The sequence below is a fragment of the Xanthomonas phaseoli pv. dieffenbachiae genome, assembly GCF_008639345.1.
Taxonomy (GTDB): Bacteria; Pseudomonadota; Gammaproteobacteria; order Xanthomonadales; family Xanthomonadaceae; genus Xanthomonas; species Xanthomonas phaseoli.
Map to the genome: position 1 here is coordinate 4,242,969 of NZ_CP041380.1, position 13,079 is coordinate 4,256,047.

General features: G+C 65.0%; 12 protein-coding genes. 3 read left to right on the top strand and 9 right to left on the bottom strand.

Features of this window, described 5'->3' with window-relative positions; genetic code table 11:
- Positions 1–235: 235 nt before the first annotated feature.
- From rpoH to rhlB, 6 genes are all read right to left on the bottom strand, one after another.
- Entirely contained in the window at positions 236–1,111 is an 876-nt protein-coding gene (gene rpoH, locus FLG15_RS18925) for an RNA polymerase sigma factor RpoH (protein WP_005911428.1), read from the bottom strand.
- A 198-nt stretch (positions 1,112–1,309) separates the two neighbouring features.
- Positions 1,310–2,035 carry a uracil-DNA glycosylase gene (gene ung / locus FLG15_RS18930; protein ID WP_057678763.1) on the bottom strand — a complete coding sequence of 242 codons (726 nt, stop codon included), beginning with the start codon at positions 2,033–2,035 and terminating at the stop codon, positions 1,310–1,312.
- Positions 2,032–2,874: a response regulator gene (locus FLG15_RS18935; protein ID WP_005927293.1), complete on the bottom strand. Its 843-nt coding sequence runs from the start codon at positions 2,872–2,874 to the stop codon at positions 2,032–2,034. Before FLG15_RS18935 ends, ung begins: the two co-directional genes overlap by 4 nt.
- 8 nt (positions 2,875–2,882) lie before the next feature.
- Positions 2,883–3,833 carry a permease-like cell division protein FtsX gene (gene ftsX, locus FLG15_RS18940; RefSeq protein ID WP_057678765.1) on the bottom strand — a complete coding sequence of 317 codons (951 nt, stop codon included), beginning with the start codon at positions 3,831–3,833 and terminating at the stop codon, positions 2,883–2,885.
- Entirely contained in the window at positions 3,830–4,516 is a 687-nt protein-coding gene (gene ftsE / locus FLG15_RS18945) for a cell division ATP-binding protein FtsE (protein WP_003484499.1), read from the bottom strand. Before ftsE ends, ftsX begins: the two co-directional genes overlap by 4 nt.
- Positions 4,517–4,591: 75 nt before the next feature.
- Positions 4,592–6,310: an ATP-dependent RNA helicase RhlB gene (gene rhlB / locus FLG15_RS18950; protein ID WP_057678766.1), complete on the bottom strand. Its 1,719-nt coding sequence runs from the start codon at positions 6,308–6,310 to the stop codon at positions 4,592–4,594.
- 198 nt (positions 6,311–6,508) lie between these two features.
- Between rhlB and trxA the strand changes: the two genes are divergently transcribed.
- Positions 6,509–6,850, top strand: coding sequence for a thioredoxin TrxA (gene trxA / locus FLG15_RS18955; protein ID WP_005923050.1), 342 nt, complete (start codon positions 6,509–6,511; stop codon positions 6,848–6,850).
- 215 nt (positions 6,851–7,065) lie between these two features.
- Complete coding sequence (rho, locus tag FLG15_RS18960) at positions 7,066–8,940, top strand: transcription termination factor Rho (RefSeq protein WP_057678767.1); 1,875 nt, start codon at positions 7,066–7,068, stop codon at positions 8,938–8,940.
- 97 nt (positions 8,941–9,037) lie between these two features.
- Here rho and FLG15_RS18965 read toward each other — a convergent pair whose 3' ends face one another.
- The 3 genes from FLG15_RS18965 to FLG15_RS18975 are packed head-to-tail and all read right to left on the bottom strand — an operon-like array spanning position 9,038 to position 12,666.
- Positions 9,038–9,922 (bottom strand): energy transducer TonB, encoded by an 885-nt coding sequence (locus tag FLG15_RS18965; protein ID WP_057678768.1) that lies wholly within the window; start codon positions 9,920–9,922, stop codon positions 9,038–9,040.
- A gap of 60 nt (positions 9,923–9,982) precedes the next feature.
- Positions 9,983–11,722: a bifunctional isocitrate dehydrogenase kinase/phosphatase gene (aceK, locus tag FLG15_RS18970; RefSeq protein ID WP_057678769.1), complete on the bottom strand. Its 1,740-nt coding sequence runs from the start codon at positions 11,720–11,722 to the stop codon at positions 9,983–9,985.
- Complete coding sequence (locus FLG15_RS18975) at positions 11,719–12,666, bottom strand: LysR substrate-binding domain-containing protein (RefSeq protein WP_057678770.1); 948 nt, start codon at positions 12,664–12,666, stop codon at positions 11,719–11,721. Before FLG15_RS18975 ends, aceK begins: the two co-directional genes overlap by 4 nt.
- A 101-nt stretch (positions 12,667–12,767) precedes the next feature.
- Here FLG15_RS18975 and FLG15_RS18980 point away from each other — a divergent pair, with 101 nt between their 5' ends.
- Positions 12,768–13,028, top strand: coding sequence for a hypothetical protein (locus tag FLG15_RS18980; RefSeq protein WP_057678771.1), 261 nt, complete (start codon positions 12,768–12,770; stop codon positions 13,026–13,028).
- Positions 13,029–13,079 lie beyond the last annotated feature (51 nt).

Genomic DNA, 13,079 nt, shown 5'->3' on the forward strand with positions numbered 1-13,079 from the left:
AACAGCGACAGGTTCCTGTTACGCAACGCACGCGCTGCCATCACAGCTCGCTGGCGACCTGGATCAGCGAACCGCGATGCAATCGCCGCGTCCGGCCAGGCACGCAGGCCCACAGGCGCGACAGAATCGGGTACCGACCACGCGCCTGGGCAATCAAGACATCGCCAACACCACACAAGCAAACGGCCCGGAAAACCGGGCCGTTTGTGCAACACCTCGCGCGAGCCCGACAGAATCAGGCGACGAACAGCGCCTTCATCTTCTTCAGCGCATTCGCTTCAATCTGGCGGATGCGCTCGGCCGACACGCCGTATTCGTCTGCCAGTTCCTGCAACGTCACCTTGGAATCGGAATCCAGCCAACGGCGCTTGACGATGTCGCGCGAACGCGCGTCCAGGCCCGCCATGCCTTCGCGCAGCAGCTGCAGCTGGTTGTCTTCGCTGTCGTGACGCTCATACGCCTGCGAGGGGTCTTCCTCATTGGCGACCAGGTAGCTCACCGGCGACGGCGGGCCGTGGTCGTCGTCTTCGTCCGACGACGCGTCGAACCCGATATCGCGGCCGGACAGGCGCGATTCCATCTCCATCACTTCACGCTCGGAGACGTTCAGGTCCTTGGCAACCGCCGTCACTTCCGACGCATTGAGCCAGCCCAGGCGGGTCTTGGACTTGCGCAGATTGAAGAACAGCTTGCGCTGCGCCTTGGTCGTGGCGACCTTGACGATGCGCCAGTTCTTCAGGATGAACTCGTGCATTTCGGCACGGATCCAGTGCACCGCGAAGCTGACCAGGCGCACGCCCATGTCAGGGTCGAAGCGCTTGACCGCCTTCATCAGGCCGATATTGCCTTCCTGGATCAGGTCGCCCAGCGGCAGGCCATAGCCGTTGTAGCCGCGGGCCACATGCACCACGAAGCGCAGGTGGGAATGGACCAGCTCGCGCGCGGCGTCCAGGTCCAGCTCGTCGCGGAAGCGACGGGCCAGATCCTGCTCCTCATCGACCGACAGCACCGGGATCTGGTGCACGGCACCGATGTAGGCGTCCAGCGAACCGAGCGCACTGGGAATCGGGAGATTGTTTGCCACAAGGGCAGTCGAGGTAGTCTGGTTCATAGGCACCATCTTAGCAGTCGAACTATTGGACTGCCGGGTACAGAAAGAGTTCCCAGCATTCCATTTACAGAACGTTCGGGCTTTTGGTAGCGCTGGTGTTCTACAGCCCGGCACCCCAAATTCGGGGCATACGGTATCACCAAGCCCCTGTGCAAACCGTGACAACTTGGTTGCGCAACGGGATGCCGCCAGCGTCGTTCAGGCGCCGGTGGAGGTCGTGTCCAGCGCGCTACGCGGCGGCAGCGACCAGTCGATCGGGCTCAGACCTCGCCGCCGCAGATGGTCGTTGGTCTTGGAAAAATGCTGGCAGCCCAGGAAGCCGCGGTGTGCCGACAGCGGCGAAGGATGCGGCGCCTTCAACACCCGGTGGCGCGCCTGGTCGATGACCTTGCCCTTAGACTGGGCGTAGCTGCCCCACAGCAGGAACACCAAGCCTTCGCGCTCGCGATTGAGGGTTTCCACCACATGATCGGTGAAGCCTTCCCAGCCCTTGTTCTGATGCGCGCCGGCGCGGCCCTGCTCCACCGTCAGCACGGCATTGAGCAGCAGCACCCCCTGGCGCGCCCAGGGCATCAGGTAGCCGTGATCCGCCCGCGCCAGACCCAGATCGTCCTGGATCTCTTTATAGATGTTGAGCAGCGACGGCGGCACCGGCACGCCGGGCAGTACCGAGAAGCACAGCCCATGCGCCTGGCCTTCGCCGTGATACGGGTCCTGGCCCAGGATCACTACCTTGACCTGCTCGAACGGGGTGGCGTCGAAGGCGGCAAAGATCTGCGGGCCGGGTGGAAACACCCGCGCCCCGGCCGCCTTGCGCTGGCGCAGGAACGCCGACAGCTCCTGCATCTGCGGGCGCAGCAGCCAGTCGCCCACCTTTGCCTTCCACGACGGTTCCAGCTGGATGCGTCCTTCCCCTTCCGTCATAGCGTGACAGCCTGATCCTCCAGGCGTGCCAGGCGCAGCTGGAACAGCACCTTGGTCACCAGCAGGCGCTCTTCGATCGGTTTTTGCACCAGATCGTTGGCACCGGCGCGCAGCAATTCGGATTGATTGCGCGGGTTGGTGTCGCCGGTCATCACCAGCACCGGCAGGCGGCGCTTGCCGTAGGCGAAGTCGATGCGGATACGCTCGACCACGTCGCGGCCGTTGAGCTCGCCCTTCAGGGTCACGTCGGTCAGCACCACATCGATGCGGCGCTCGGTGCGGCCCAGCGATTCGGCGGTGAGTAGCGCAAAGGCATCTTCGGCGGTGAGCACGTGCACCACTTTCAGGCTCTGGCGTTCGAGCATGCGCTTGGTCGCCTCGGCCACCACGCGGCTGTCTTCGATGTAGAGCACGGTCGCGCCCACGACCGGCTCGGGCTGCACGTAGCCGCGGATGAACGTCGCCAGGGCTTCATGGCCCAGCGCCTTGTCGAAATAATCGGTGACGTACTCGGTGAAACGGCGCTCCACCAGATGCTGCTGCGCATCGCCGGAGACCACGATCACCGGCACATAGGCCTGCCCGGCGGTTTCGCGCACGCTGCGCGCCAGGGTCAGGCCGTCGCCATCGGGCAGCGACAGCGAGGTGGTGACAAGATCCACCGCGCCGGCTTCCAGCGCCTGCCGCGCTTCGGCAATGTTGGAACAGCCGATCACCTGCACATTGGGCAGGTCGCGCTTGAGCACGTCGGCAATCAGCTTGCGCACCAACTTGGAACCATCGACCACCATCACGCGCGGCGCGTCGCTGATCAGGTGTTTGAGATCTGGTGGATGCATGGCAGGCCTCAGGTCTCGGTAGGACGGGTCTGGCGAAGGAAATGGCCGGTCACCAGCCAGGCACCCAACCAACCCAGGACTAAGGTGCCGACCAGCACCATCGCAGAATGCAACAGATCCAGCCCGTGCAGGGTAAAAGAACTGCCGTAGCTGTCGGCCAATGTCGCCAACGGCGCACGCAATGCCAGGCCCGAGGCCGCAATCAGAGCGAGCGCGACAGCACCGGCACCGAGTCCGTACCACGCGCCCAGATACAAAAACGGGCGACGGATGAAGCCATCGCTGGCGCCGAGCAACTGCAGCACGCCGATTTCTTCGCGCCGCGACTGGATGTCCAGCCGCACGGTGTTGCCGACCACCAGCACCGCACCCATCCCGAGCAGGGCAGACAACACCTGGACCAGGCGCTCGCCGAAGTGCAACCAGCCATCCAGGCGCTTGCGCCACAGCGCATCGTGCTGCACCTGATCGGTTTGCGGCAGCGCCTGCAGTGCACTGGCCAGCTGCGCGTCGTCGGTCGCGTCGGCGGGGGTGACGATCAACAGGGTCGGTAGCGGGTTGTCGCCCAGCGCATCGGCAGCTTCATCGAGCTTGGCGCTCTCGCGCAGCTCGGCCAAGCCCTGCTCCGGCGTGCGCAGCGTGACCTTGGCCACATCCGGGCGTGCACGCAACTCGCCGGCCAGCGCCTGCGCCGCATCGGCGGCCACGTCGACCTTCAGGAACAGATTGATCTCGCGCGACTGCTGCACGCTGCCGGCCAGCAGCTTGACGTTGTCCAGCGCGATCGACAGCCCCAACGGCAGGGCCAGCGCCAGGGCCATCACCACGATGGTCAACAACGTCGCCCACGGCTTGCGCATCGCACGGCCCAGGCTGAAGGCGATGCTGTGCAGGTGGTGGTCGATCCAGACGCCGAACCGCGACGGCGCGACGGTTTCGGTATTGGCGGGCTTGCTCATTCGGCCAGGTCCTGCGGCGAGATGTCGTCGACCAGGCGGCCGTGATCCAGGATCAGCACGCGCTTGCGCATCTGCTTGAGAAGCGCCAGGTCGTGGCTGACCACCAGCACGCTGGTGCCACGGGCCGGGAGTTCGGCGAACAACTGCATGATTTCCGCCGCCAGTGCCGGATCGAGGTTGCCGGTGGGCTCATCGGCCACCAGCAGCCGCGGTTCGCCGACGATGGCGCGCGCGATGCCCACGCGTTGCTGCTCGCCGGCCGACAATTGCGACGGCAGGGCTTTTTCGCGGTGGGCCAGACCGATGCGCTCCAGCGCCGAGCGCACGCGTTTGCCGATCTCGGCACGCCGGGTGCCGCGCAGGATCAGCGGCAAGGCCACGTTCTCGGCGATGCTGCGGTCGTTGAGCAGACGGTGGTCCTGATAGACCGCACCCACCTGGCGCCGATGCAGCGGAATCTGCCGGCCACGCACCTTGAGCAGGTTGCGTTCGCCCAGCAGCACCGCGCCCTGACTCGGGCGTTCGCTGAGGTGGATCAATTTGAGCAGGGTACTTTTGCCGGCGCCGGAGTGGCCGGTCACGAACAGCATCTCGCCATCGGCCACTTCGAAGCTGACATCGGTCAGCGCCTGGTGGCCACCGGCGTAGTGCTTGCTGACGTTGTCGAAACGCAGGACGGTCATTCAGCGATTATGCCGGAGCGCCAGTGCTTGCGTCGCATCGCCGATGCGCGGCGATGCGATCAGTGCCGCAAATGATCAGTTGCCGGAGACAAGCGAACGCAGTCGGCGGCCGATGCGGCTGAGCAGCGAGGGGCTGCCCGGCGGCTTGGCGGCGGCACGCACCGGCTTGGCCACCACCTGGGTGGGCTTGCGCGGTGCGGCAGGTGCGGCAACCGGCGTGGAGGCCACTGCCGGCTCGGCACCCTCGACCGGACGACCGTTGCGACGACGCCGACGCTTGCGTGGTGCGCGCTCGGCATCGGCCGCGATGGTGGACGACGCTTCCACCGCTGCAGCGGCAACCACCGGTGTTGCGCTCGGTGCAGACGTCGCAGGCGCCTGCCCTTCCACGCGCGGCTTGCGACGCGGACGCGGCTTGCCATCGGCACCGGCGCCATCGCGGCGACCACCGCCACTGCCGCTGCGCGACCCGCCACCGGGACCACCGCGTCCGCCACCGCGACGCTGTTCTTCGGCGGCACGCTGCTCGCGCGCTTCGCGGAAGATCGTGCCCACGCTGTCGCCCGCGTCGTCATCGGCCTCCTCGCCTTCCACCGGCACGCGTGGCGCACGCGGCAGCGGCGTCAGCAGTTCGGAGGTCACCGGCTCGACCGGGATCTTCTGCTCGATGTAGGCCTCGATGTCCGGCAGGCTCATCGCATAGCGTTCGCAGGCGAAGCTGATCGCATCGCCCTCTTCGCCCAACCGCGCGGTGCGGCCGATGCGGTGGACGTAGTCTTCGGCGTCGAACGGCAGGTCGTAGTTATAGACGTACTTCACGCCGTCGATATGCAAGCCGCGCGCGGCCACGTCGGTGGCCACCAGGATTTCAAGCTGGCCTTTCTGGAAGCGGTTGAGCAGCGATTCGCGCTTTTTCTGCGGCACATCGCCCGACAGCACGCCGACCCGGTAGCCATGGCGCTCCAGGGTGCGCGCCACGCGCTCCACGAACGCCTTGGTGTTGACGAACACCATGGTGCGCGCGCCTTCACTGCGCGACAGCAAGCCCAACAGGAGCGTCTGCTTCTCTTCGTCGGACGGGAAATAGATGCGCTGGCGCACCCGCGCGGCGGTGATGCTTTCGGTTTCGACGACCAGCTTTTCCGGCTCGTTCATGTGCTCGTAGGCCAGCTCCAGCACCCGGTGGCTGAGCGTGGCCGAGAACAACAACGTCTGCCGGGTGCCGCGCTCGGGCATGCGCCGCAGCAGGAAGCGGATGTCCTTGATGAAGCCCAGGTCGAACATGCGGTCGGCTTCGTCCAGCACGCAGATCTCGCAGGCGTGCAGCGAGACCACCTTGTGCTGCTTGACGTAGTCGATCAGGCGGCCCGGCGTGGCGATGATCACGTCCACGCCCTGCTGCAGCAGTTCGCGCTGTTTGTCGTAATCCACCCCGCCGTAGACCAGCGCAAAGCGCAGGCCCAGGTCGGCGCCGAACTTCACTGCGTCCTTGTGGATCTGGATCGCCAGTTCGCGGGTCGGCGCCAGGATCAGCGCGCGCGGGTCTTCCGGCTTGCGGTCGGCCAGCGCCGGGCGGATCAGCAGGCGGTTCATCACCGCGACCAGGAATGCCAAGGTCTTGCCGGTACCGGTCTGGGCCTGGCCGGCGACATCGCCGCCCGGCAGCGCGACCGGCAAGGTCAGCGCCTGGATCGGGGTACAGCGGGTAAACCCGGCGCTCTCCAGCCCGGCGATCAAGGCCGGATGCAGGTCGAACGAGGAAAAGGTCACATCGGTCAGCGGTTTGTCGCTCATTATTCCGTCTTCGTGAGGCGCCCTGGGCAGCCCGGGCGCGGCTTGCATCGATGCCGACAGCGTCGCAAACTGCGGCTGTTGTGGCGGACAGCGCGGCTTCAGGACTGACACTTGATTCAGTCGCGCAATGCCCCAGTTTAGCGCAATGTAGCGGCCTGCCCGTTCGGGTGGGCCGTTTTGGTTTCCAGGAGACCCAATGTGAGCGATAAGGTTCAACATGTCGGCGATGCCGACTTCGACACAGCTGTACTGCAATCGGGCGAACCGGTTCTGGTGGATTTCTGGGCCGAGTGGTGCGGCCCCTGCAAGATGATCGCCCCGGTGCTGGACGATCTGGCCGACACATATCAGGGCCGCCTCAAGGTCGCCAAGGTCAATGTGGACCAGAACCGTGCACTGGCCATCAAGTACCACGTGCGCTCGATCCCTATGCTGTTGCTGTTCAAGGACGGGCAGGTGCAGGCGACCCAGATCGGTGCCGTCGGCAAGGGCCAGCTGACCCAGATGATCGACAAGACCCTGGGCGGCGCGGCCGCCTGAGCTAGCGGGCGTCCAGCAATGGGCGCCCGATGATGCGCCGGCAGTTAAATCGTGCCCGGGAAGACGCTTGCGCGTTAACGCGCGGCGGTGATAGTGTCAGTTGGTCCGGCACACGTTCGTGCGCCGCCGCACCCTCTAGAAGCTCTTCTAGACTCCCATCTACCACCAGTTCGCCCCCTAGTTGGGCGCTCGCACCTTAGCGAGGAATCACGCACTTGTCCGATCATCCTTCCTCCGATACCGGGAGCAGCGTCGACGCTCCCGTCGAGAAGCGCGTGCGCAAGCCGCGCGTGAGCAAGACCGCCGCCGCCACTGAAGAGGCTGGCGCACAGCAGTCCAACCTGCCCTTGCCCACCAGTCCCGCACCCGAAGCACCCCGTGCCCCGCAGGCACCGTCGCGCGCTGCCGATCCGGCACCAGCGCAGACGTCCAGCGATGGCGCACACGCCGGTCAGGCACCCAGCGCCAGCCACGGCGGCGACACCCACGGCGAGCCCCGCGAGGGCGGCCAGTCGCAGCAGCAGCGCTTTAACCAGGCGCAGCAACAGCAGAACCAGACTCAAGGCCAGAACCAGGGCCAGGGCCAGCAGCAGGGCCAGAACCAGAACCAGAACGCCGGCCAGAATCAGCAAGGCCAGGGCGGCCAGGGTCAGGGACAGAACCAGCAAGGCCAGAACCAGCAGGGCAACCGCCGTGACCGGTTCCGCAACCGCCGCGACCGCGGCCCGCGCGACCGCTTCGGCAATGACGGCGGCATGCCCTCGTCCGACGGCAACAACGAGCCGTTCATCGCGCGTCCGCATCCGGCCGTGCCGGAAGGCTTCCCGGTGTATTCGCTCAGCGACCTCAAGCGGATGCCGGCGCAGAAGCTGCTGGATATCGCCGACCAGCTCAATATCCAGGAAGGCGTGGCGCGTGCGCGCAAGCAGGACGTGATCTTCGCCCTGCTCAAGGTGCTGACCCGTCACGGTGAAGGCGTTGCCGCCGACGGCGTGCTGGAAATCCTGCCCGACGGCTTCGGTTTCCTGCGTGCGGCAGAAGCCAGCTACCTGGCCGGGCCGGACGACACCTATATCTCGCCCAGCCAGATCCGTCGCTTCAACCTGCGCACCGGCGACCATCTGTCCGGCCGCATCCGCTTCCCGAAGGACGGCGAACGCTATTTCGCGCTGTCGATCGTCGACACCATCAATGGCGAGCCGCTGGAAGCGAGCAAGAACAAGGTCCTGTTCGAGAACCTGACCCCGCTGTTCCCGCGCCGCCGCTTCCGTCTGGAGCGTGGCGACGGCTCCACCGAGGACATCACCGGCCGCATCCTGGATCTGATGGCACCGCAGGGCAAGGGCCAGCGTGCGCTGATCGTCTCCCCGCCCAAGGCCGGCAAGACGATGATGATGCAGCAGGTGGCCACGGCCATCACCACCAATCATCCCGAAGTGCACATGATCGTGCTGCTGATCGACGAGCGCCCGGAAGAAGTGACCGAAATGCAGCGCACCGTGCGCGGCGAGGTCATCTCCTCCACCTTCGACGAGCCGGCTGCGCGTCACGTGCAGGTTGCCGAAATGGTGATCGAGCGGGCCAAGCGCCTGGTCGAGCACAAGAAGGACGTGGTGATCCTGCTCGACTCCATCACCCGCCTGGCACGCGCCTACAACAACGTGGTGCCCAGCTCCGGCAAGGTGCTCACCGGTGGTGTGGACGCCAACGCCCTGCACCGCCCGAAGCGCTTCTTCGGTGCGGCGCGTAACGTGGAAGAAGGCGGCTCGCTGACCATCATCGCCACGGCGCTGGTGGAAACCGGCAGCAAGATGGACGAGGTGATCTACGAAGAGTTCAAGGGCACCGGCAACAGCGAAGTGCATTTGAACCGCCGCATCACCGAAAAGCGTGTGTATCCGGCGATCGACATCAACCGCTCGGGCACGCGTCGCGAAGATCTGTTGATCGAGCCGGAGCTGCTACAGAAGATCTGGATCCTGCGCAAGCTGCTGCACCCGATGGACGAAATCGCCGCAATGGAATTCCTGTTGGACAAGATGAAGACCACCAAGTCCAACGACGAGTTCTTCAGTTCGATGAAGCGCTGAGTTCAGTCGGTTTATCGAGACGAAAAAGCCCCGCATTGCGGGGCTTTTTTTGTGAGGCGACCGTTGCGCGGCGTTTCGCCTGCTCGGTCAGCCGCTCTCAACTTCCTTGCAGCGGTGTCACCAGGCGCACACCTTCTCCGCGTGCGGAAAACAACCCGCTGGCAGGCAGAGCATCCGGGCTGTCACTCGATGTCGCTGCGCCGCGCTGCTCACTCCATGGGGCGACCTGACGGGGGCCAGGCAGATACGAACGCCATTTCTGGGCCTGTTTTGCGGCGATCAGATCGCGTGGGGATGTTCCGATGTCGAAGCTGACCGGAACACGCATGACCCAGTACGGCGCCTCGACCTCCGGACCCTCTGTCGGCGGCAGGAACGTCCATGTACGCGCCTTCTTCGAGGCTGCATCGGCAAACACCTGGCGCAGGCGTGCACGTTTGGATTCCGGCACGAGCGATGTCAGGTTGACTTGCTCTGCGATCAGATCTGCGACCTTGCCGTCGCGCCCGATCTTGAGCATCAGATAGACCACGCCGGTGGCACCGGCCCGAAACGCCGCTTCGGGGTAGCGCGGCGGCTGCATGTCGCGGGTCTGCACACTCGTCGCGCCCTGCGCCTCCCCACCAAAATGCGCGCTGCGGATCGACACCAGATAATTTTCTCCTTCTCCCTGTTTGGCGACCAGCAGCAGGCTCATCGGCAACTGCGCGGGCAAGGCGTTTCCGTTGTCGCGCACAGGGTCGAAGCGCCACGATGCGATCGAGTGCTTGATCCGCTCGCGCACTGCCGGCGGCAAACTCGCTTCGTCGGCAAGTTTCACTGCCGTGACCGCGCCGTCCGGGGTCAAGGTCAATTCGCCGGCGACATTCATGCTGGCCTCGATCTGCACTTGCGCCTGTTCCGCGCTTGGACGTGCCTGCGTCGCTGCGATGCTGCTCAATGCCAACAGGATGCCAAGACCGAATCGCTGCGTCCGCTGCATGACCACACTCCTTGATGATGTAGCGTGCGTTGTACCAGTCTTGCCGCTGCCGGTAAATCGCTACGCCAGCCTGCGCGACTCCGCATATGGCGGGGTGTCCGGGTAATCGTCTTCGCGAAGCCGGTGCTGCAGGTCGCGCCACCAGCGTGGGTCGAACAGTTCCGGGTGCAGGTGCTTGACCGCTTGCAGTTGCGAGGAAGGCAGACCCATGAACAAGGCGAAGCGCTCGGGGAAGACGTCGCGCGGGCCGACATGGAACCAGGGTTCTGCGGCCATCTGTTCTTCGTAGGTGGTGGGCGTGGGCCAATCGCGGAAGTTGCATTCGGTGATCAGGCACAGTTCGTCGTAGTCGTAGAACACCGCGCGCTGATGGCGGGTAATGCCGAAATTCTTCAGCAACATGTCGCCGGGAAAGATGTTGTTGCGCGCCATGTCCTTGATGGCCTGGCCGTAGTCCAGTGCTGCGGCATGCGCGGCTTCGGGCAATTGTTCGCGCAAGTACAAATTCAACGGGCGCAACCGGCGCTGCACATAGCACAGTGCGATCAGGACATCGTCGCCGTCTTCGCTCAGGCTCATCGCGCAGCTGGTCTGCAGCTCTTGCAGCAGCGCCGGTGAAAAGCGCGCCTTGGGAAAGCGCAGGAAGCGATACGGCTGCGCGTCGAGCAGGCGGCCGATGCGGTCGAGCTGGAAGACCAGCTCGTACTTACCCTCTACCTGCGCGCGGCTCATGCTTTTGGGATACGCAAAGCGATCGCGAATGAGTTTGAAGACCAGCGGATAACTGGGCAGCGTGAATACCACCATGACCATGCCGGGGGTGCCATCGGCGTGCACCAGCTGTTCGGACGGATGCGCCTGGAAATGGCTGAAAAACGTGCGATACCGCTCGGTCTTGCCCTGCTTGGCGCGGCCCAGCATCGTATATAGCTCATCGACCGGCTTGTGGGTGAGCAGGCTGCGCAGGAACACCACCGCGTCGCCGACCGTGGACAAGTCGGCCTGGAAGTAGCTACGCGAGTTACTGAACAATTGCGCGACATCGCTGCGCCGGGTCAGCACCGCTTCGGCACGCAGGCCGGCATCGTCGTTGACCAGCGCGATGACGCAAGGCGAAAAGCGATGTTCGCCGAACACGCGTCCAACCAGATACGCTCGGCGCTCGCGATAGAACACCGTCTCCAGCAATTCCACGCTACGCACCGGATGCTCGCCCCAGTGCGCGAGGTCGTCGAGCAGACGCACCGCAATGGCAGCCGCGCAGCGGGTGCGGTGCGCATACGGCACGGCGAACGCGTAGTCGCCCAGCACCCGCACCAGCATGTCGGTCAGCCGGCCGGGCGAGACCGCATAGGTGTGGCGCGCAACAGGCACGGTGATGGCGTCGGTTGGCTCGATATCCAGGGCGATGAATTCGATCTCGGCATCGACGCCGTGGGTACCGAAGTAGCGCCGGGTCAGGGTGTTGTAGAAGGTCTTGTACAACTCCTGGTCGATCAACCCGCTCAGCAAGGCGGCGTAATGATCGCGCGCGCGCATCCACAGCGCGCGGTCGTGCGCCTGGCCCAGCAACACTGCGCGCAGACGCAACATGCATTCGGCGATGTATTGGTCGTAAAGCGCGATGCGCGCCACTGCGTCTTCGCGCGCGGCGCTCCAGTCGCGTGTTTCGAAGCGCTGCTTGGCGCGTGCGGTGATTTCGGAAAAACGCGCGTGATAGTCCTCGAACGCTTCGTACACGGCCTGGGCGATCGCCAGCGCGCGGCGCTCGGATTGTGGTGGCAACGGTCGAGGGCTCATGGCGGCAGTGTCCCTGTGCGCTTGCGGCGGCGCGCGAGCAGTGGCGTGGCGGTTGCCTGTTGCGCATGCGCGGCGTGTTCGCGCGCCTGGCCCTGTAGCCAGGTGCGAAACGCAAGAAACCCGCCATGCGTACTGGAACGTGGCGGATACACCAGGTAATGCGACCAACTGGTCTTGAGCCGCTGCGTGGACAACGCCACCAGTTGGCCGGACGCCAGCAACAGACGCGCGCGCGTTACGCGCCCCAGGGCAACGCCGACGCCATCCAGGGCGGCACGATGGTGCGCTTCTGATTCGTCGAGTACCGCGACATAGCGTCGCGGTACATCGCCGCCAAATGCCGCGAACCAGCGCGACCAGGCGTCATCCGGGTCGCCCAGCAATGGCCACTGATGCAACGGTGGTGCCTGCCTACCGCCCATGCGGGCGATCAGGGCCGGGCTTGCCATCGGCACCAGCCATTCGTCGAACAAGGGCTCGGCGATGACGCCGGGCCATTGCCCGGCACCGATGCGCATGGCGGCATCCACCTGCTGCTGGCGCTCGAAATCCACCAGCCGCTCGCTCGACAGCAGGTTGATTTCGATGGTGGGATGAATGGCCAGAAATTCGCCCAGACGCGGCACCAGCCAGGCCGATGCCATCGATGGCGTGAGACTCAGCGTCAGGGTGTCTTCGCGACGCGCACCGAATGGCTCGAATGCCTCGGCGATGGCGTCCAGGTGCGGTGCGATGCGGTCGAGCAGTTGCTGGCCCTGCGGCGTGGCGGTGACGCCGCGCGCATGCCGTTGCAGCAGCGGATACCCCAGCCGTTGTTCGAGCGCGCGCATTTGATGACTGAGTGCGCTGACGGTCAGATGCATCGCGCCGGCAGCGCGCGACAGGTTGCCCAGTCGCACCGCGCTGACGAAGCCTTGCAATGCGTGAAGCGGCGGACGCGACATGGCCAACCCTTGAATGGAATTCAATACTCACTTGTAAAAGTCTCGCTTTTACGTCGCCTAGCCTGCGCCTAACGTGGATTCCACTCAAGTGGAGATGGGTCATGCGCATCTTTAGCGAACTGTTGTTTCAGCACGGCCACATTGCCGATGTGGCGCTGGCCCAGCGCCTGGCGGAATCGGACACGGCAGTCGACGCGCTGCAACCGCAGACCTCACTGGAATCGCCGGAATCTACAGCGGCTCCACGGCAAGACATGCAGACGATGCCCGATCCGCTTTCGCAACGCCGGCGCGAGCGACGCATGGCGCGGCTCAGCCGACGCTTGCTGCGTGGCGTGACGGCATTGTCGCCGTTTCGCTGAAACGACAAGGCCCGCCTCCTGCGAGACGGGCCTTGAAGACGACATGCAAAG